At 71.6% G+C, this 20,000-nt stretch carries 11 protein-coding genes; 8 read left to right on the top strand and 3 right to left on the bottom strand.

Going from position 1 to position 20,000, the window contains the following annotated elements:
• Nucleotides 1-30 precede the first annotated feature (30 nt).
• Together ABEA43_RS13120 and ABEA43_RS13115 are read left to right on the top strand one after the other, a co-directional pair.
• On the top strand, nucleotides 31-1,683 hold the full coding sequence (locus ABEA43_RS13120; RefSeq protein WP_345561519.1) for a ricin-type beta-trefoil lectin domain protein: 1,653 nt from the start codon (nucleotides 31-33) through the stop codon (nucleotides 1,681-1,683).
• Nucleotides 1,684-1,818: 135 nt separating this feature from the next.
• Nucleotides 1,819-3,396, top strand: coding sequence for a cellulase family glycosylhydrolase (locus ABEA43_RS13115; protein WP_345561517.1), 1,578 nt, complete (start codon nucleotides 1,819-1,821; stop codon nucleotides 3,394-3,396).
• A 190-nt stretch (nucleotides 3,397-3,586) separates the two neighbouring features.
• On the opposite strand, the gene ABEA43_RS13110 is transcribed toward ABEA43_RS13115, so the two are convergent.
• A complete protein-coding gene (locus ABEA43_RS13110; RefSeq protein WP_345561516.1) occupies nucleotides 3,587-4,165 on the bottom strand; it encodes a TetR/AcrR family transcriptional regulator in 579 nt (192 codons plus the stop codon).
• Between the two features lie 94 nt (nucleotides 4,166-4,259).
• Here ABEA43_RS13110 and ABEA43_RS13105 point away from each other — a divergent pair, with 94 nt between their 5' ends.
• The 3 genes from ABEA43_RS13105 (at nucleotide 4,260) to ABEA43_RS13095 (ending at nucleotide 9,875) form a co-directional block, all read left to right on the top strand.
• A complete protein-coding gene (locus ABEA43_RS13105; RefSeq protein WP_486348722.1) occupies nucleotides 4,260-5,852 on the top strand; it encodes an MDR family MFS transporter in 1,593 nt (530 codons plus the stop codon).
• A 138-nt stretch (nucleotides 5,853-5,990) separates the two neighbouring features.
• Nucleotides 5,991-6,644 carry a GntR family transcriptional regulator gene (locus ABEA43_RS13100; protein ID WP_345561515.1) on the top strand — a complete coding sequence of 218 codons (654 nt, stop codon included), beginning with the start codon at nucleotides 5,991-5,993 and terminating at the stop codon, nucleotides 6,642-6,644.
• 348 nt (nucleotides 6,645-6,992) lie between these two features.
• The gene (locus tag ABEA43_RS13095) at nucleotides 6,993-9,875 is read left to right on the top strand and encodes an ATP-binding protein (RefSeq protein ID WP_345561514.1); all 2,883 of its coding nucleotides are present in this window, start codon (nucleotides 6,993-6,995) and stop codon (nucleotides 9,873-9,875) included.
• On the opposite strand, the gene ABEA43_RS13090 is transcribed toward ABEA43_RS13095, so the two are convergent.
• Nucleotides 9,872-13,291 carry a M28 family peptidase gene (locus ABEA43_RS13090; protein ID WP_345561513.1) on the bottom strand — a complete coding sequence of 1,140 codons (3,420 nt, stop codon included), beginning with the start codon at nucleotides 13,289-13,291 and terminating at the stop codon, nucleotides 9,872-9,874. The two genes, ABEA43_RS13095 and ABEA43_RS13090, sit on opposite strands and share 4 nt — an antisense overlap.
• A 286-nt stretch (nucleotides 13,292-13,577) precedes the next feature.
• Between ABEA43_RS13090 and ABEA43_RS13085 the strand changes: the two genes are divergently transcribed.
• From ABEA43_RS13085 to ABEA43_RS13075, 3 genes are all read left to right on the top strand, one after another.
• Nucleotides 13,578-16,994 (top strand): AfsR/SARP family transcriptional regulator, encoded by a 3,417-nt coding sequence (locus ABEA43_RS13085; protein WP_345561512.1) that lies wholly within the window; start codon nucleotides 13,578-13,580, stop codon nucleotides 16,992-16,994.
• Nucleotides 16,995-17,102: 108 nt separating this feature from the next.
• Nucleotides 17,103-18,263, top strand: coding sequence for an FAD-dependent monooxygenase (locus ABEA43_RS13080; protein ID WP_345561511.1), 1,161 nt, complete (start codon nucleotides 17,103-17,105; stop codon nucleotides 18,261-18,263).
• 33 nt (nucleotides 18,264-18,296) lie between these two features.
• Complete coding sequence (locus tag ABEA43_RS13075) at nucleotides 18,297-18,866, top strand: hypothetical protein (protein WP_345561509.1); 570 nt, start codon at nucleotides 18,297-18,299, stop codon at nucleotides 18,864-18,866.
• Here ABEA43_RS13075 and ABEA43_RS13070 read toward each other — a convergent pair.
• A complete protein-coding gene (locus tag ABEA43_RS13070) occupies nucleotides 18,856-19,674 on the bottom strand; it encodes an SAM-dependent methyltransferase (RefSeq protein ID WP_345561507.1) in 819 nt (272 codons plus the stop codon). The two genes, ABEA43_RS13075 and ABEA43_RS13070, sit on opposite strands and share 11 nt — an antisense overlap.
• Between the last annotated feature and the right edge of the window lie 326 nt (nucleotides 19,675-20,000).

Below are 20,000 nucleotides of genomic sequence, written 5' to 3'. Positions count from 1 at the left end.
GACACACATCCACACACGATGGGAGAAACTGTGCGATTCACACCCCCCGCGCGTCTTCTGACCGCGTTAGCCCTGATCGGCACCTGCCTGGTGGCACTGGCCGGTCCGATGTCCGGCGCCGCCTCGGCGGCCCCGGCCGGCCAGGTGCTCTACGCACCGAACCTGACCACGTATCCCCAGGGTGACGCCAGTTACCCACGGGCGGTCCGGCTCGACCACGACGGCTCGGCCAACGAGACGATGCTGGCCACGTTCGCCCGCCGCAACCACAACGCGCCCTCCTCGCTGCCGATCTACCGCAGCGTGGACGGCGGGAACACATGGACGGCGAACCCGATCTCCACCATCACCTCCCACACCGCCGGCTGGGGCATCGGCGCCCCGGTCCTGTACGAGGTCCCGCGTACCGCCAACGGCCTCAACCAGGGCGACCTGCTGGCGTCCGGCACCGCCTGGGCCAACGGCGACTACACGGCCCAGAAGGTCGAGGTGTTCAAGAGCACCGACCACGGGGTGACCTGGACGTACCTGTCCAACTGCACCCAGACCAGCGGCCTGCCCAACACAATCGGGCACGGCATCTGGGAGCCCTGGTTCCTGCTGGCCCCGAACAACACCCTGGCCTGCTTCATCTCCGACGAGCGGCCCGCGAACAGCTCGACGAACAACCAGGTCATCGGCCACTACACCTCGACCAACGGCGGCCAGACGTGGAGCTCCACGCTCACCCAGGACGTGGCCTTCCCGGCCGACAACCTGGCCAGGCCCGGCATGTCGATCGTGACGGGGCTGCCGAACGGGACGTTCCTGATGGCGTACGAGCTGTGCAGGGACGCCACGAACGCCGACCACGCCTGCGAGGTCTACACCAAGACCAGCGCGGACGGCCTGTCGTGGGGCTCGGGGGCGGGCACGCTGGTCCGCACCTCCGACCAGCGCGAGTTGCTGCACACCCCGTACGTCGCCTGGCTGCCGGGCGGCGGCGCGAACGGCACGCTGCTGCTCTCGGGGCAGCGCGTGGTCGCGGGCCCGACCGGCAACAAGACCGTGCTCGGCGAGTCCGGCCAGGTCCTGTTCGCCAACACCAACCTGGGCGTGGGCGCGTGGACCGAGATCGAGGCCCCCGTGAACATCTCCCCCACGGGCGGCTACTCCGCCGGTGAGCCGTCCTGCCCCGGCTACAGCTCCCCGATCGTGCCCTCGGCGAACGGAACGAGCTTCCTCTACGTGGCCGCCACCCACCTGACCGGCGACCAGTGCCAGGTCAAGTACGGTCTCGGCACGCTGACCGGCACCGTCGGCCAGATCACGGGCCCGGCCGCGGCCGGCAAGTGCCTGGACGTGGACACCAACACGAACACCAACGGCAACGCCGTCCAGCTCTGGGACTGCGGCGTCGCGACCGGCCAGCGCTGGTCCAAGCACCCCGACGGCACCATCCGCGCCTTCGGCAAGTGCCTGGACATCGACAAGAACGCGACCGCGAACTTCAGCAAGGTCCAGCTCTGGCAGTGCAACACCGCGGGCGGCCAGCAGTGGCGCGTGCAGTCCAACGGCTCCCTGCTGAACCCGCAGTCGGGCCGCTGCCTGGACGCCCCGCAGGGCGCCACCGCCAACGGCACCAAACTGCAGATCTACGACTGCAACGGGCTCGACCCGCAGAAGTGGAGCGTCCCGGCCTGATCCACACCTGCCGGCGGTGGTGAAACTTTCACGTGTTCACGCAGGTCACCGCCGCCGGCCGGCAGCCGTGCATTGACGTGCCCGAAGGGAGCGGCCAAACATGACGCGCGTTCTCTTCTTCGAAAGGGCACCCCCATGCATTTGTCCAAGGCGATGACGGCCGCCCTGGCGGCGCTGCTGGCCGGAGCGGCGGTCACCGTCGCGGTGAGCACCGCCGCCCCGGCCGGCGCGGCCGCCGGGACCGGCACCGGTTACCTGCACACCAGCGGGAACAAGATCGTCGACAGCACGGGCAGCACCGTCCGCCTGACCGGGATCAACTGGTTCGGCATGGAGACCGACAACCGGACCTTCCACGGCCTGTGGTCGAGCAACCCGTGGAAGGGCCAGATCGACAAGATGGCCTCGCTCGGCTACAACACGCTGCGCGTGCCGTTCTCGAACGACGCCCTCAAATCGGGCGCCACGGCGACCGGCATCAACGACTACGTCAACCCGGACCTGATCGGCCTGTCGCCCCTGCAGATCCTGGACAAGGTCATCGGCTACGCCGGGACCAAGGGCATGCGGATCATCCTCGACCGGCACCGCCCGACCGCAGGGGGACAGTCGCCGCTCTGGTACGTCGCCGCCACCCCCGAGTCCACCTGGATCAACGACTGGAAGGCGCTGGCCACGCGCTACGCGGGCAACACCACGGTCATCGGCGCCGACCTGCACAACGAGCCGCACGCCGAGGGCACCAACCCGAACGCCACCGGCGCCTGCTGGGGCTGCGGCGACCAGGCGCGCGACTGGCGGCTCGCCGCCGAACGGGCCGGCAACGCGGTCCTGTCGGTCAACCCGAACTGGCTGATCTTCGTGGAGGGCGTGAGCTGCCCGAGCGGCGGCCTGTCCAACGTCTGGGACGGTGATCCCAGCAACGACGAGGACTGCGGCTGGTGGGGCGGCAACCTGTCCAAGGCGGGTCAGTTCCCCGTACGACTGAACGTGGCCAACCGGCTGGTCTACTCGCCCCACGAGTACGCCACCTCCGTCTACCACCAGAGCTGGTTCGACGCCCCCGACTACCCGGCGAACATGCCGGCGATCTGGGACAAGTACTGGGGCTACCTGTACAAGCAGAACATCGCGCCGATCATGATGGGCGAGTTCGGCACCACGCTGGCCGCGAACGTGGACAAGATCTGGCTGCAGGAGCTCATGAAGTACACCGGCACCGGGGTGAACGGGATGTCGTTCACGTACTGGTCGTGGAACCCGAACTCAGGGGACACCGGCGGCATCGCCAACGACGACTGGACCACGATCAACCAGCCCAAGCAGGACATCCTGCAGCCGTACCTGATCCCGCCGGTGGGCGGCACCGGGCCGACGCCGACGGTGACGCCCACGGTGACGCCCACGGTCAACCCGCCGGGGCAGTGCACGGTGACGTACAAGCAGACGAACTCCTGGCAGGGCGGCTTCCAGGGTGAGCTGACGGTGCGGAACACCGGCACCGCGCCCATCGCTACCTGGGGCGCCACGTGGACGCTCCCCTCGGGCGTCACCCTGGGCAGCGCCTGGAACGCGGCCGTGACACAGTCGGGGACCACGTGGACCGCCAAGGGTCCCGACCACGCGAAGAGCCTGGCTGCCGGGGCCTCCGTCGCGATCGGCTTCACCGCCAACGGACCCAGCAGCACGCCGGCCGGCGCGGCCTGCTCCTGATATGCCGCCGCGGGCGGACGCGCTCCCGCCCGCGGCTCCCCGGACGAGCGCCCGTCCCGCGTTTCCTGACCGAGCACCGCGGGCCGGGCGCTCCTGGTTTTCCGGCGCAACCCGCCCAACCGACGGGCGCGTCCCCGGGCTTTCCCGCGCAGCGTCCCCGGGCTTTCCGGCGCAACCCGCCCAAGCATGCTCAGGCGAACGGGCGGGCGATCTGGTCGAGGTTCTCCCGCACGACCTCACGCATGGTGCGGACCTGCTCCTCCTCGATCCACTGGTGCATGGCCAGCCGCATCGCGGTCATGAGGGCCGCCGCCAGCACCCGGGGCGACACGGGGCTCTCGCGCCCGCCCACCGCCTCGGCCAGGTCCCGCTCCAGCGCCGCGAGGTTGGCCAGCTGCCTGGCCAGCAGCGATGGATGCCGCTTGGCCAGCCGCGTGCGCTGGGACCACTCCCGCTCCGGCTCACCCACGTCGTGGAACATCGCCTCGACGGCCCCGCGCAGCGCCGCCCAGGCCCCCAGCTCGGCGGGCTGGGTGCGGACCTGCGCCACCAGGGCGCGCACGCGCTGCTCCTCGCCGTAGAGCAGGGCGTCTTCCTTGCCGTCGAAGTAGTTGGAGAAGGTCCTGCGCGAGATGTTGGCCGCGTCGGCGATCGCCTCGACGGTGACGGCGTCGAGGCCGTGCTCGACCACCAGCCGCAGCGTCGCCTCATGCACCGCCTGCCGCGTCTCGGCCTTCTTGCGCTCGCGCAGACCAACCGTGCTGTCCATGATGCGACTCATCCTACCGTCGGGGAATATATGCTCAATGGGAAAAGTTGCCCATTGAGCACATATTTACTTTCGACCTTAGGGGAGGCTGCGCGTGAGCGCACCCACGGCCGCGAACACCAGCTCAGGCGCCAGCCCAGGCGCGGAGCCGATGTCCCAGCGCCAGATCATGGAAGCCTTGAGCGGGCTGCTGCTCGTCCTGTTCGTCGCGATGATCAGCGGCACGATCGTGTCGGTGGCGCTGCCGCAGATCGTCGGCGCGCTGAAGGGCACGCAGTCGCAGTACACCTGGGTGGTGACCGCGTCGCTGCTGGCCTCCACGGCCTCCACGCCGATCTGGGGCAAGCTGGCCGACCTGTTCAGCAAGAAGCTGTTGCTGCAGATCTCCATCGTGATCTTCATGGTCAGCTCGCTGGCCTGCGGCTTCGCCCAGGACACCGCCCAGCTCATCACCTTCCGCGCGATCCAGGGCCTCGGCATGGGCGCCCTTCAGGTCCTGGTGCAGGTGATCATCGCGGCGATGATCAGCCCCAAGGACCGCGGCAAGTACAACGGCTACCTCGGCGGCGTCATGGCCGTCGCCACCGTGGCCGGGCCGCTGCTCGGCGGCCTGATCGCGGACACCGACTGGCTCGGCTGGCGCTGGTGCTTCTTCGTCGCGGTCCCGTTCACCGTGATCGCCTTCTTCATGCTGCAGAAGACGCTGCACGTCGTCAGCGTCCGGCGCTCCGACGTCAAGATCGACTACGTGGGCGCGACCCTGATCGCCGCCGGCGTCAGCGTCCTGCTCATCTGGGTCACCTTCGTCGGCAACTCCTTCGAGTGGCTCTCCTGGCAGACCGCCGCGATGGTGGGCGGCGGCGTGCTGCTGCTGGCCCTGGCCACCTGGGTGGAGACGATCGTCAAGGAGCCGGTTGTGCCGGTGCACATCGTCAGGCAGCGCACCCCCGCGCTGGCCATCGTGGCGAGCCTGGCGGTCGGCATGGCCATGTTCGGCGGCGCGGTCTTCCTCGGCCAGTACTTCCAGACCGGCCGCGGCTACAGCCCGACCGAGTCGGGCCTGCTGACGATCCCGATGATGCTCGGCGTGCTGCTCTCCTCGGCCATCACCGGCCGGATGATCTCCAAGAGCGGCAACGTCAAGCCGTACATCGTGGTCGGCTCGATCGTGCTGACCGGCGGGTTCCTGCTGCTGTCCACGACGGACCACGCGACGCCGATCCCGCTGATGATGGTCGCGATGCTGCTGGTCGGCGCCGGGGTCGGCATGTCGATGCAGAACCTCGTCCTGGCCATCCAGAACACCGTCCCGCTGCGCGAGCTGGGCGCGGCCAGCGGCGCCATCACGTTCTTCCGCTCGCTCGGCGGCACCGTGGGCGTGTCCGTGCTCGGCGCGGTGCTGGCCAACCGGGTCACGGCCGGCATCAACGAGGGGCTGGTCAAGGCCGGGATCGACCCGGCCAAGGCCGGTGCGGCGGGCGCGGGCGGCTCGCTGGACATCCAGTCGCTGCCCGAGCCGTTCAAGACCATCGTCACCACCGCGTACGGCGACGCGACCGGCCACATCTTCCTCATCTCGGCGGCCATCGCCCTGGTGGGCGTGCTCGCCACGCTGTTCCTCAAGCCGGTCAAGCTGCGCGACAGCCTCGACCTGCCGGCGACCAGCGAGAAGGCTCCGGTCGGATAGCGCGCACACGGAGCCCTGGCCACCGCCGGGGCTCCGTTCCGGCATGTCCGCGATCTACACCCGGCTTGGCGCACAGCCTGTGTACGCTTCTGTATACAGGAGTTGCCGAGCGAGGAGCAGACGCGCACCATGGCCGGAATGCCCGAGCGTAAGAGCCGCCGGACCGCGGAGTTCATGGCGGACGTCGTGCACGAGCGGCTGCGTGACGCCATCCTGGCCGCGGAGTTCCGCCCCAACCACCGGCTGGTCGAGGAGGAGCTGGCCGACTGGTTGCAGGTGAGCCGCACCCCGGTGCGCGAGGCGCTGCTGCGGCTGCGCCAGGAGGGGCTGGTCATCCAGCGCAAGGGGTGGATTGTCCGCGACCACGCCCCCGAGGAGATCCTGGAGATCGTCGAAGCGCGGGCCGGGGTGGAGGCGCACGCGGCCTACCTGGCGGCGGAGCGGCTCGACGGGCAGCGGCTGGCCAGGCTGGAGGAGCTCATCGAGCAGATGGAGGTGCCGGGAATCGTGCGCCCCAAGCTCAACGAGCTCAACAACGAGTTCCACGAGATCATCACCGACGGGTCCGGCAACTCGCTGATCACGCAGTTCTACCGGCGGACGAAGGTCAACTACTGGAACTTCAACCAGCCGGTCGTGTTCACCCCCGCCGACGACGAGATCGTCAACACCCAGCACCGCGAGCTGGTCGCGGCCATCGCGGCGAAGGACGCGGAGACGGCCGCCCGGGTGGCGCGCGCGCACGTCAACAACACCACCCGCATCATCGTCTCCGCACTCGGCCTCGGCTGACAGGGCCCGGACTGACGTCTCAGCTGACGGGGCCGGCGGGTCCCGGCTCACGGGGCCTCGGCTGACGGAGCAATGGGTGATGAAAGCGACATACGAGGGAGACAATCTTGTATGCGCTATTGTACGCCAATCTGTATACCGCCATTCTGGGCGTCCCGTCCAGATAGGAGATGTCACGCCGGCGTGACGCTGGAGGTGCGCAGGACCCAGACCTGACCGCCCCCGAATCGCCGCCGTCACTCCGGGACGTGCGGCCTATTCGCCGTCAGCAATGGACGAATCACCGATAAGCAAGGGAAACTCAACCGACAGTAAACCCCCGCTGTTACCGGAGAACCCGGAGACCCGATGACAAGCCTGGTTACTCCTGCGTTGGTCGGACGCGACGCCCAGCTACGACTGCTCATCGGCACCATCACCAGCCCGCCTGCCATCACCCAGGTGCAGGGCGAGGCAGGCATTGGGAAGACCAGGCTCGTCAGAGCGGCGATCGACCTGCTGCCCCACAGCCGGCCCACGGTGCTGCTCGGCCACTGCCACCAGATCCGCGAGCCGTTCCCGTACGGGCCCGTGCTGGACGCGCTGCGGCACGTCGCCGCGGCCCTGCCCGGGGAAGACCGGCTCAGCCCCGTCACCGGGGCGCTGCGCGGCTACCTGCCCGAGCTGGCGGCGCATCTGCCGCCGGCCCCCTCGCCGCCGCCGCTCGACGACCCGCGGGCCGAGCGGCACCACCTGTTCCGCGCCGTGCACGCGCTGCTGGCCGCCGCCGGGCCGGTCGTGCTGGTGATCGAGGACCTGCACTGGGCCGACGACGGCACCCGCGACCTGCTGCGCTTCCTCACCGACCAGCCGCCGGACGGGCTGGCGCTGGTGGTGACGTTCCGCAGGGAGGAGCTGCCGGTCCCGGGGCTGCCGTTCGGGCACGCCTACCGGCGGCCGCCCGGCGTGCGCAGCGAGGTGATCTCGCTCACGCCGCTCGACGTCGAGGGCGTGCGCAGCCTGACCGGCGCGCTGCTCGGCCGTCCGGCGGTGACCGCGGACTTCGCCGCCAAGCTGCACGAACGCACCGCCGGGGTGCCGTTCGTGATCGAGGAGGTGGTGCGCTCGCTGCTCGACGGCGACGGCAGGTTACCCGAGGCGGGCGCGCTCGACCGGATGGCCGTGCCGCTGCTGCTGCGGGAGGCGATGGCCGAGCGGCTCACCGGCCTGTCGCCCGCCGCGCTGCGCGCCGTGCACGCCGCCGCCGTGCTGGGGCTGCCCGCCGACGAGCAGCTGATCGCCGCCGTCTCAGGCCACGCCGAGACCGGGCTGAGCCAGGCGCTGCAGGCCGGGGTCCTGCTCGAACACCAGGACGGCCAGTACGGCTTCCGCCACGCCCTCGCCCAGCAGGCCGTCTACGACGCCATCCCCGGCCCCGATCGCCGGCTCATCCACCAGCGGGCGATGTCCGCCCTGTCCGCGCTCGACCCGCCGCCCCTCGTCCAGCTCGCCTACCACGCCCGCCGCGCCGGCGACTTCACGGCCTGGCAGCGCCACGGCAGCGCCGCCGCCGACCACGCCGCCGCGCTCGGCGACATCCCGCTGGCCGTCGAGGTGCTCGAAGGGCTGCTCGCCGACCCCAAGCTGCCCCGCGAGGCCCGCGGCGCGCTCGCGCTCAGGCTCAGCAGGGTCGCCGCGATCGGCCTGTCGCACCGGCGCGTCGCACGGATCCTGCGCCACCTGCTGTCCGACGACTTCCTGTCCAGGCGGGTACGCGGCGAGGCCCGGCTCAACCTGGGCGTGCTGCTGTCCAACCAGGCGGGCGCGGTGGCCGCGGGACGGCAGGAGATCCTGGCCGCGCTCCCCGACCTGGACGACAACCCCAGCCTGGCCGCCCGCGGCCTGGCCCTGCTGGCGATGCCGGCGTGGGGCGGCGAGCCGCTCTCCATGCACGAGGAGTGGATGGAGCAGGCGGAGAAGCTGCTGGCCGAGGGCCGGGACCCGGAGCTGGCCGCCGCCGTGCAGGCCAACAAGGTGAGCCTCGCCATGCTCGTCGGCTCGCCCGACGCGTTCGAGATGGTGGCCACGCTGCCGCTCAACGACCCGTCCATCGCCGTACGCCGGCAGGTGGCGCGCGGCTACTCCAACCTGTACGACGCCGCGCTCGCGCTCGGCCACTACGCCGCCGCCGAGCGGTTCGCGGAGCAGAGCAGGCGGATCGCCGGGGAGACCGGCGCGCTCTACCCGGTGTTCCTGGTGGAGATGTCGTCGATCCGGCTCGACCTGCTGACCGGCCGCTGGGAGGGGCTGCGCGAGCGGGCCGTCGCCGCCGTGGAGATGACGTTCGAGGCGCCGCTGCTCGCGGTGGAGGCCCGGCTGGCGCTCGGCATGCTGTCCCTGGCCAGGGGCGAATGGGACGAGGCCGGCGAGCACCTGGAGGCGTCCGGCGTGCGTGACATGGACTCCGGCTTCCTGCCCGTCGCCGCCGCCGGGTCGAGCGGCCTGGTCGAGCTGCACCTGACCAGGGGCGCGATCGACGCCGCGCTGGCCGAGGCCGAGCTGGCGGTGGGCCGGCTGCGCCGCAAGGGCGTGTGGGTGTGGGGCGATCAGCTCGTACCGGCTACCGTCGTCGCGCTGCTCAGAGGCGGGCGGCCCGCGCAGGCCGCGGAGCTGGTGGCGGAGTTCGCGGACGGCATCGCGGGCAGGAACGCGCCGTCCGCGCACGCCGGGCTGGACGCCGCGCGGGGCGCGCTGGCCTGGGACGCGGGCGGGTTCGGCGCGGCGGCCGAGTGTTACGCCAGGGCCCGCGCGGCTTACGAGTCGATGCCCCGGCCGTACGGGGCGGCGCGGGCGGCGGAGTCCGAGGCGGGCGCGCGGCTCGCGCTCGGGGACCGGGAACGGGCCGCCGACCTCGTCGCCGGCGCCGGTGAGCGGTACGCGGCGCTCGGCGCCACCCACGACGCGGCCCGCTGCCGGCGGCTGCTGCGGGAGATCGGCCCGGAACGCGGCAGGACCGGCCCGCCGCGCAGGAAGGCCAAGAGCGGCGTGCTGTCGCCCCGGGAGAGCGAGGTCGCCAGGCTGGTCGCGCTCGGGCGGACGAACAGGGAGATCGCCGAGGTGCTGTTCCTGTCGCGCCGCACCGTGGACACGCATGTGGCGCGGGTGCTGCAGAAACTGGGCGTGCGCACGCGTGCGGACGTGCGCGAGCCCCGGCCGGACGACCGGCCGGGGCCCGCTGATCCAGCCGGTTAGACGGTGATGCTCCAGGAGTCCAGGAATCCGGTGTCACCGGAGTAGACGTCCTCGATGTCGAGCACCCAGGTGCCCGCCGCCTGCTGGCTGACCGGGACGGTGAACGTCCTGGTGCCGTACTGCGTGCAGGTCGTGCCGCCGTAGGCGTCCACGACGTACCACGTGCCGTTCGGACCGCGTACCCAGATGTCGAGGTCCTCCGCGCAGGTGTGGCTGATCGTGATGGACAGCCTGACCGGCGTGGTCGCCGTGCCCGTCGCCGTGGAGACGATCGAGCTCTGGGTGTTGCTGAAGTCCGCGATCGGATAGTTGGTGCCGTTGGTGAACGTCCTGCCGCCCGAGGTGCCCTGGACGGTCAGCGCGTACGTCGTCGTGCGCGTCCCGGTCTCGCCGGTGCCGGTCACCGTGACGCTGTAGCTGCCTGCCGGTGTGGTGGGCGCGGTCGAGATCGTCAGCGTGGACGAGCCGCCCGAGGTCACCGAGGCCGGGCTGAACGTGGCCGTGGCGCCCGTCGGCAGGCCACTGGCGGACAGGTTCACCGTCTGCGCCGTGCCCGCCGTGGTGCTCGTGCCGATCGTGGAAGTGGCCGCCGAGCCCGCCTGCACCGTGCCGGAGGCAGGGCTGGCCGACATCGAGAAGTCACGCGGCAGCGTGCCTCCGACCGCCTGCTTCCAGATCACGTACGCCGCGGCGTCGGCCGCCCGGTCGAGGACGGTGTCGTTGATGTTGGTGGTGGTGTCGCAGGAGGCGTGGTAGCAGGGGTCGTACGCGCGCCCCGCCGTGCCGCCCCACTTCGTGGCCTGTGCCGAGGTCTTCGTCGCGCTGGCGCCGGCCGCCACGCCCGAGCTCGCGATGCCGGCGTTGCGGAACGAGGCGTCGTCGGAGCGGTTCGCGCCCTCGACGTTCTCCTCCGGCTGCAGGCTCAGCCTGTCGTAGAACTCCTTCAGATAGGCCGCTCCGCTGGTGGTGATGTTGTTGATGAAGTAACCGCCGTTGGTGGAGCCCGTCATGTCGTAGTTGTAGTAGACCTGGATCCTCGACCGCTCGGCGGCGCTGAGCGAGTTGACGTAGAACTCGGAGCCGTTGAGCCCCTGCTCCTCATCGGTCCACCAGCCGAACCTGACGTGCTTGGTCAGCGTCGGGTTCCGCTGCGCGAGCGTCAGCGCGACCTCCAGCAGGTTGGACGATCCCGAGCCGTTGTCGTTGATGCCGGGACCCGCCGAGACGCTGTCGAGGTGCGCGCCGGACATGATGACCTGGTTGGCGTCGCCGCCGGGCCAGTCGGCGATCAGGTTCGGGCCCGCGCCGCTGGTGCAGAAGGTCGTGGTACAACTCTGCCGCACCACGGTGTAGCCGGCCGCGCGCAGCTTCTCCTCGATGTAGGTGACCGACTGCGTGTAGCCCGCGGTGGTGGACCTGCGGGTGCCGCCGTTGGCCGTCGCGATCGACTGGAGCTGCGACAGGTGCGCCTTGATGTTGGTCAGGCTGATGTCCGGCGGGTCACTGCCGCCGGGGGTCTGTCCGACCGTGAGGCTGTAGGTGGCGGTGTGCGGGCTCGTACCGGTTCCCGTGACGGTGATCGAGTACTGGCCCTGCGCCGTCGAGGAGCCGACCGACAGCGTCAGCGTCGAGGCGTTGCCCGAGGTCACCGAGGCCGGGCTGAAGCTCGCCGTGGTGCCGCTGGGCAGCCCGGACGCGCTCAGGTTCACGGTCTGCGCGGTGCCGGAGGTGGTCTGCGTGTTCACCGTGACCGTGGCCGTCTGGCCCGGCTGGGCGGTGCCGGACGACGGGTTGAGCGAGATCGAGAAGTCGTTGCCCGGGGTGCCGCACGCGGCCTCGCCGGACGCCGCCGCCACGCTCACCGCGCTCCACGCGGCCTTGGTGGTGTTGCACTCGACGCTGTTGGCGCCGTACAGCTCGATCACGGCCGCGACGGAGGCGGCGCGGACGTTGGTGTAGCGCCAGGCCGAGGTCTTGCGGCCCAGGGCGCCCATGAAGATCTTGCCGGCCTTCTGGATGCCGATGCCGGTGACCGACGAGGGTCCGCCGGAGCAGATCGGGCTGGCCGGCTTGCCACCGCCGGGGTTGCTGCCCTCGGCCAGCAGGTAGAACCAGTGGTTCAGCGGGCCGGCCGCCGCGTGCACCTCCGTGCTCGGGATCGAGGAGGAGTAGCAGTTGGGGTCGCCGAGCGCGCTCGGGTTGTACATGTTGCGGATCGGCCCCTGCCCGACCAGGTTGACCTCCTCGCCGACCAGGTAGTCGGCCGGGTCGTTGGCGTTGGCGGCGAACGCCTCGGTGAGCGCTCCGAAGATGTCGCCCGTGGACTCGTTCAGCCCGCCGTTCTCGTTGCCCGAGCCCGCGCCGCCCGGCGTGGTCTGGAAGATGGCGTGGCCGAACTCGTGGGCCACGACGTCGATGGGCGTCGCCTGCTGGGTGTTGGCCTGGTTGTGGCCGAAGTTGGTGTAGCTGCCGTTCCAGTAGGCGTTCACGTCGGCGAGCCCGACCCGCGCGGGGAAGCCGCGGCCGCTGCCGTTGATGCCGTTGCGGCCCAGCCAGTCGCGCAGCATGTCCCACTCGCGCTGCACGCCGTAGAGCGCGTCCACGCAGGCGGTCTCCAGGTTGGTGCCCGAGCCGTTGCCCCACGCGTCGTCCGTGCCGGTGTAGGCGGTGCCGCCCTGGCCACCGCACTGGACGCCGGGCCTGGTCGTGTCGGTCATCGAGTACGAGCTGCCGGAGCCGCTGGTGTTGATGGTGACCTGGCCGTAGTAGAAGCCGTTGCCGGTGCCCGCGCGTACGAGGTCGTACGAGTCGGCGATCTTGCCGGTCTTGGCGTCCACGAACACGTGCTGGATGCTCGGCTTGCCCTCGGCGATGCCGCTGACCACGGCCTCCCAGGTCAGCCTGGGCCGCTCGCCCCAGGCGAGCACGACCAGGCGCGGCGCCGCGGTGTCGTCCACCCGCGAGAGCCTGGTCTTGGCCACCTCCGTGGCCTTCGCCGCGGTGATCGTCGCCTTGGTCGGCACATTGCTCGGGCTCGGGCCCGCCGCGGCGACCGTGTCCCTGACGTGCCCGGCCGCGTCGGTGACGACGACGGCGTCGCCGCCCACCATCGGCAGGCCCTTGTACGTGCGCTCGTAGGCCACGTAGAACATGTCACTCGCACCGGGCGTGACCCCGACGCGGCTGTAGGCCTCGTCCGGGCCTCTGCTGAGCTCGTCGAGCTGACTCGACACGGCCTTGTCTGCTACTGCCGCCGCGAGCGACGCGGGGTCGGCCGCCGCTCGGTTGGTGGCGCCGGAGCCCTCCTGAGCCGGGGTGACCCCGGGAGGGGCGGCGTTCGCGGGTGGCGTTTGTAACGCCATCGAAGCGGCCGTGGCCATGCCGACGACCGCCGCGAGTAAGGCTTTGCGTTTCACGCTGTGGTGCTCCTTTCGGCGGATTCCCCGGGCCGCGGCGCTTGTGAGCGCACGACGGCCACCACGGGCCGGGGGTTCTCCCGGCCTCGCGGGCCAACGGGGAATTGGGGGGTGATAACTGGGGGGTGATAAAGGGTGACGAGGAAGCGAACGGACCGTTTCGCCTTGTTGCCGCCAGACGCTAAGCGCTCGTCTCCGGCGGGGAAATACGTATGTCCATCCGTAGGCATACCGATAATTTCGTTCTGCCTGGTCAGAGTGGTGCCGGTGCGCCCGTACAGGTGCGATGGTGGACAATCGGGTCGTGCAGTTCGGCATTCTGGGCCCGCTGGTGGTGCGGACGGACGGCGGCGACCCGATCGCCGCCGGCGGTCCCCGGCCGCGCGCCCTGCTCGCCCTGCTGCTGCTCGACGCCGGACGCACGGTCAGCCTCGAACGCCTCATCGACGGCCAGTACGGCGACCGCCCGCCGGCCGGGGCCGCCAACGCCGTCCAGGCCCAGGTCTCCCGGCTCAGGCGCACTCTGCCCGCCGGCCTGATCGAGTCCCACGGGACCGGCTACCGGCTGGCGGCCGATCGTGCGGACGTGGACGCGCACCGGTTCGAGCTGCTGGCGCGCGACGGCCGCCGGCTGCTGGCGGCCGGACGGCCCGTCGCCGCGGCCTCCGTGCTCAAGGAGGGGCTCGACCTGTGGCGGGGGCCCGCGCTGGCGGACGTGGCCGACGCGCCGTTCGCGGGGCCGCAGGCGCTGCGGCTGGAGGAGCTGCGCCTCTCGGCCACGGAGGACCTGCTGGAGGCCGAGCTGGCCGTGCCCGAGGCCAGCCCGGTGGCGGCGCTGCGGGAGCTGGCCGACGCGCATCCGCTGCGCGAGCGGCCGCGCGGGCTGCTGATGCGGGCGCTGCACGCGGCCGGGCGGCAGGCTGAGGCGCTGGCCGTCTACGACGACGTACGGCGGCTGCTCGCCGACGAGCTGGGCGCCGATCCTTCCCCCGAGCTGGCGGCCCTGCACCTGGAGCTGCTCCGGGGCGAGCGGGACCGGGAACGCGTGACCAGGGTCCAGCCGCCCGCGCAGCTCACCAGCTTCGTCGGGCGGGAGGAGGAGCTGGCGCGCCTCGACGCGCTGCGCGCCGCCCGGCTGGTCACCGTGGTGGGGCCGGGCGGCACCGGCAAGACGCGGCTGGTCATCGAGGCGGCGGGCCGGCATGCCGATCGCGAGGTGTGCTTCGCGGACCTGTCACTGGTGGCGAGCCGCGGACCGGCTCCGCAGGCGGGGGTTGGGGCCGTGGCGGGGGCTGTGGTGGGGGCGCTCGGGCTGCGTGAGCCGGCGCTGCGGCCTGCTCCGACGGCCGAGCTGGCCGACCGCCTCGTCGCGGCGCTGGCCGAACAGGACCTCCTGCTCATTCTGGACAACTGCGAACACGTGATCGCCGAGGCCGCCGCGCTCGCCCACCGGCTGCTCGCCGCCTGCCCCGGCCTGACGATCCTGGCCACCAGCAGGGAGCCGCTGGGCATCACCGGCGAGCACCTGGTGCCCCTGACCCCGCTCCCCACCCCGCCCGTCCCCCTGCCGTCTGTCCCGCCACCCGACCTGGCTCCCGCTGCGCCGTCCGGCCCGCAAGCCGGTCAGCATGCGGGGGTGCAGGCCGGAGTGCAGGCGGGGGCCGGAGATCCGGCCAGGCATCCGACCAGGCATCCGGCCAGGGATCCGGCCGGGTATCCGGCGGTCCGGCTGTTCGCGGATCGGGCGGCGGCCGTGCGGCAGGGGTTCGCGCTCGGGCCCGGCAACCTGGACGCGGTGCTGCGGATCTGCGCCGCGCTCGACGGCCTGCCGCTGGCGATCGAGCTGGCGGCGGCCAGGGTGCGCACGTTCGGGGTGGCCGAGATCGCCGACCGGCTGACCGAGCACGGCCGGTTCAGCCTGCTCTCGCGCGGCGACCGCACGGCCGCCGCCCGCCACCAGACGCTGCACGCGGTGGTGGAGTGGAGCTGGAGCCTGCTCGACGCCGATGAGCAGGTGCTGGCCAGGCGGTTCTCGGTGTTCTCTGGGGGCGCGACGCTGGCGGCGGTGGAGCGGGTGTGCGGCGGGCACAGCGCCGGCCCGCTGGCCGGGCTGGTGGAGAAGTCGCTGGTAGAGACCGACGGCGAGCGCTACCAGATGCTCGACACCATCCGGCTGTTCTGCGTGGAACGGCTGACGGAGGCGGGCGAGGAGCAGGCGCTAAGAGCGGCGCACGCCGCCTTCTTCCTGGAGTTCGCACGCACGGCCGACGACCATCTCTACCGGGCCGAGCAGCTCGAATGGCTGGCCACGCTGTCGGCCGACGACGCCAACCTGCAGGCGGCGCTGCACTGGAGCGTGGAGCACGACCAGCCGGTGGCGCTGCGGCTGATCGCGACGCTGGCCATGTACTGGTGGCTGAGCGGGCGGCGCGGCCAGGCGACCCGGCACGCCGTCCGGCTGCTCGACGCGATCGGTCCCGAGCCGCCCGCCGAGTCAGCCGAGGAGTACGTGCTGACCGTGCTGCACGCCGTACCCGATGTGGGGTCGCCGCACTGGGAGCGGGCACGCGCGATCATGGAGTCGCTGGACCGGTCGCTGCGCTACCGGTCCGGCTCCGCGCTCTGGGGCATGATCGTGGGACCGCCCGAGTCCGCGCTCGCGGCGTCCACGGTCGAGCAGCAGGAGAGGATCCTCGGCTCCGATCCGTGGAGCCGGGCGCTCGGGCGGCTCAGCCTCGCGCTCGTCGCGCTGTTCAACGGGTCGGTCGTGGCGGCCGAGCAGGAGATGGAGCACACGCTCGCCGACTTCGGCACGGTGGGCGAGCGCTGGGGGAAGGCGCAGGGGCTCGACTGGCTCGCGGTCATCGCGAGCTGGCGTGGCGAGTGGACGCGGGCGATGGAGCTGTGGCGGCAGGCGGTCGGCCTGCTCGAAGAGCTGGGAGCGCTCGAAGAGCTGGCGGACGTGCTGCGCAGGCGGGCTGACGGGCACTGGCGGGCCGGTGACACGCCGGCCGCGCGGGCCGACCTGGCGCGGGTGCGCGACCTGGCCAAGCGACTCGGGAGGCCGGAGCTGATGGCGGCGGTCCAGCTGCCCATGGGCGAGATCGCCCGGTTCGAGGGGGATCTCGCGGAGGCCGGGCGGCTGCTCGAAGCGGCGCTGGGCGCCTCCGAGTCCGGCGCGTTCACCGCGGAAGGCACCCGATCGCATACGCTCACCGCGCTGGCGCGGCTGGCCGCGGCGAAAGGCGACCTCGTCCCGGCCGCCCGCCTCCACCGCCGGGCGCTGGCCGCCGCGCTGAAGTCGCCGCTGAGCACCGACCTCGCCGACGCCGCCGAAGGCCTCGCCGGCCACGCCCTCCTCACCGACACCACCGAAGACCTCGCCACACGGCCGCTCCCCGCCGACGCCACCGGGGATCTCGCGGGCCGGGGCCTCCGTGTGGGCGGGCCGGAGGCGCGGTTCGAGGGCGACGCCGACGGGCGGGCCGAGGGGCGGGCTGAGCGGGCGGCGCTGTTGCTGGGCGTGGGTGTGGCGATCCGTGGCATGGCCGTCGCCGGGGACCACGACGTCGCCAGGGTCGCCGCCGCCGCCACGCGCGCCCTGGGCCCTGGGCGCTTCGCCGCCGCGTACGCCCGAGGCGTGACGATGAGCAGGGAGGACGCCCTCGCGACGCTGACCGGGAGCACGCCACCGGGCCCATGACCGCCGCCCCGGCAGGACCCCGCGACGCCCGAGGGCACTGACAGACAGGGGCGGGGTTGTCAGCCGGTGGTCGCCCGGTTGTCAGCGGGGCTCGCGAAGCTTCCCGGCATGAAGAACACCAACGTCCTCATCTCCGGCGCCAGCATCGGCGGCCCCGCACTCGCCTACTGGCTCACCCGCCACGGCTTCAAGGTCACCGTCGTCGAGAGGTCCGCGACCCTGCGGCTCGGCGGCCAGGCCGTCGACTTCAAGGGCGAGACCCACCGCACCGTCCTGACCCGCATGGGCATCCTGGAGGACGTGCGCCGCCTGCAGACCGGCGGCACCGACCAGGAGATCGTCGACGCGAACGGCCGCCGGCTGGCCGTCATCCCCGGCGAGTTCACCGGCGGCGACCTCGAGATCAAGCGCGGCGACCTGTCCGCCCTCCTGTACGAGCGCACGTCCTCCGCCTGCGAGTACGTCTTCGGCGACTCGATCACCTCGCTCACCGAGACCAGGGACGGCGTCCACGTCACCTTCGAGCGCTCCGCGCCCCGCACGTTCGACCTGGTCGTCGGGGCGGACGGGATCCACTCCAACGTGCGCCGCCTGGCCTTCGGCCCCGAGTCGGACTTCGTCAGGTTCCTCGGCCACTACTACGCCCTTGTGGAGCTCGACGAGCTCGGCGAGCTCGACGGCGACTTCAGCGCGATGCCGAGGATGTACAACGAGCCGGGCAGGATGGCGGCCGTCGGCGGCCCGAAGGCGCCCGCGTTCTTCGTCTTCGCCTCTGAGCAGCTCGACTACGACCGGTACGACATGAGGCAGCACAAGGACATCCTGGCGCGCGTCTACGCGGGCATGGGCTGGCAGGTCCCGGCCGTCATGAAGGCGGTACGCGACTCCGAGGACGTCTACCTCGACTCGCTCAGCCAGGTCAGGATCGACCGCTACAGCCAGGGCCGGGTGGTGCTGCTGGGCGACTCGGCGTACGGCAACACCCTGGGCGGCTTCGGCAGTGGCCTGGCCATGGTGGGCGCGTACGTGCTGGCGGGCGAGCTGGCCGCGGCGGGCGGCGATCACCGGACCGCCTTCGCCGAGTACGAGAGGCAGCTGCGCGGATACGCCAAGGTGGCCGAGCGTGGCAGTGCGGGCCCCTTCCTCGCCCCCGCGTCGCCGACCAGGATCCGGCTGCGCAACTGGACGTTCAAATACAGTTTCCTGCTCGGTTTGATGATGAAGATGACCGACAAGTTCGCGACCGACATCGAGCTCAAGGAGTACTGAACTTTCCGGGCGACGCGCGCATCCAATCCCGACATGAAGATCAAGCAGCTTGCCGCCGTGTCCGTGCTCCCGATCGCCGCGGCCCTGATCGCGCTCCCCGCCCAGGCCGCCGAGCGTCCCGCCTGCCCCGTGCCGTCGAAGTCGGAGGCGAAGCGGTCGTCCGACGGGAAGACCGACCAGCCGCCCAGGGGCGCGACCGCGATCAAGGGAGTGCGCGTCGGCCACCTCCCGAAGGGCTTCACCTACGGACAGGTCAACGTCAACAAGCACGACGGCATCACCGAGTACGGCTACGAGTGGACGGACGACCGCAGCGACGTGGACCGCAAGCGGCGGCTGCTGTGGGTGCGGGTCGTGTGCTGGCCGGCCGCGAAGAAGCTCACGCAACTGAAGAACGCCCCCTTCGACCTGGGCGTCTTCTCCGGCGACACGAAGATCGTCAAGCTCGGCGGCCGCAAGGTGATCACTCAGGAGAGCGACGGCGCGCTCGGCACCGGCCGCTACGCCGGCTGGGTCGAGCGCCGGGGCGTCGTCGTCACCGTACTGACCAGTGAGCCCCTGGTCCCCGAGCTCGGCCGGGTGATCGCCGGCATCAAGCTCTGAGCAACCCCACCCCGCCGTCGACGCGCAGCTGCGGCACGCCGTTCAGCTGAGACAAGCCGGCCTCGCCGCCGTCGATGCGCCAGTCCTGGACGGGCACGAGGCCGGGCCCGATCAGCTCGAACCCCTCGAACAGCCGCAGCACCTCCGGCCGCGAACGGAACGCGGCCTGCGCGGGCGAGCCGATGGTCGCCATCGCGATTTGCGCGATCGCCTCGGGATCGCTCTCCGCCATCGCGTGCGAGAGCACCAGGTGACTGCCCGGCGCCATGCGCTCCTTGAAGGCGGCCACGATTCCGGCGGGATCCTCCTCGTCCATCACGTAGTGCAGTACGCCCGCCATCAGCACGCACAGCGGCTGGTCGAAGTCGATCAGCCCGGTGACGTGCGGGTCGGCGAACACCTCCGCCGGGCGGCGCAGGTCGGCCTGGATGCCGGCGACGCCGGGGGCGTCGGCGAGCAGCACCTGGGCGTGCAGGCAGACCACGGGGTCGTGGTCCACGTAGACCACCCGGCAGGCGGGACTCACGGCGCGGGCGGTCTCGTGGATGCTCGGCGAGGTCGGGATCCCGGTGCCCAGGTCGATGAACTGGCGGAGGCCCAGCTCCGCCAGATGGCGGACCGCGTCGATCTGGAAGCGCCGGTTGGCCCTGGCGACCAGGCGGGCGTCGGGCGCGACCGCGAGCAGTTTGTCGGCGACCGCGCGATCGATCGCGACGTTGTCCTTGCCACCGAGCAGGTAGTCGTACACCCGTGCCGAGCTCGGAACGTTAGGGTCCACGCCGGGCGGAACGCGTTCTAGATCGCTCACCAGGAGCCGTCTCCTTCGCCGCGTACAACGTGGACGTCATACTACTCGGCCACTTCGGCATCGCGCGGGAAGCCCGCTTCGGCCCGACGGGCAGGCGAAAGAGAACAGGTTCTCGCTTCACGTCCGCGTGAGCGAGAACTCGATCCGGGGCTTTCGGAGAACAGCAGGCATGACACGAACACCACCGGCCGAGGTCGACGTGGACGACGGCGAGCTGATCCGCCGCTCGGGCATCCGGCCCGGGGGCTAGCTTTTCCGGCTTCCTGGGTCATCCCTTTTCGCCGCGACGGAAGGGCCGGACCTGCTGCTCGCGGACCTGCGGGAGC

It is taken from the genome of Nonomuraea rosea (genome assembly GCF_039539705.1).
Taxonomy (GTDB): Bacteria; Actinomycetota; Actinomycetes; order Streptosporangiales; family Streptosporangiaceae; genus Nonomuraea; species Nonomuraea rosea.
Note: the sequence above shows the minus strand (reverse complement) of the source record. Positions and strands in the feature narration are given on the sequence as shown.

Excerpts from the sequence above, each read along its gene's own strand:
- ABEA43_RS13110 (WP_345561516.1), bottom strand. The coding sequence starts at position 4,165 with ATGGACAGCACGGTTGGTCTGCGCGAGCGCAAGAAGGCCGAGACGCGG.
- ABEA43_RS13075 (WP_345561509.1), top strand. The coding sequence starts at position 18,297 with ATGAAGATCAAGCAGCTTGCCGCCGTGTCCGTGCTCCCGATCGCCGCG.
- ABEA43_RS13085 (WP_345561512.1), top strand. The coding sequence starts at position 13,578 with ATGGTGGACAATCGGGTCGTGCAGTTCGGCATTCTGGGCCCGCTGGTG.
- ABEA43_RS13095 (WP_345561514.1), top strand. The coding sequence starts at position 6,993 with ATGACAAGCCTGGTTACTCCTGCGTTGGTCGGACGCGACGCCCAGCTA.
- ABEA43_RS13115 (WP_345561517.1), top strand. The coding sequence starts at position 1,819 with ATGCATTTGTCCAAGGCGATGACGGCCGCCCTGGCGGCGCTGCTGGCC.
- ABEA43_RS13100 (WP_345561515.1), top strand. The coding sequence starts at position 5,991 with ATGCCCGAGCGTAAGAGCCGCCGGACCGCGGAGTTCATGGCGGACGTC.
- ABEA43_RS13080 (WP_345561511.1), top strand. The coding sequence starts at position 17,103 with ATGAAGAACACCAACGTCCTCATCTCCGGCGCCAGCATCGGCGGCCCC.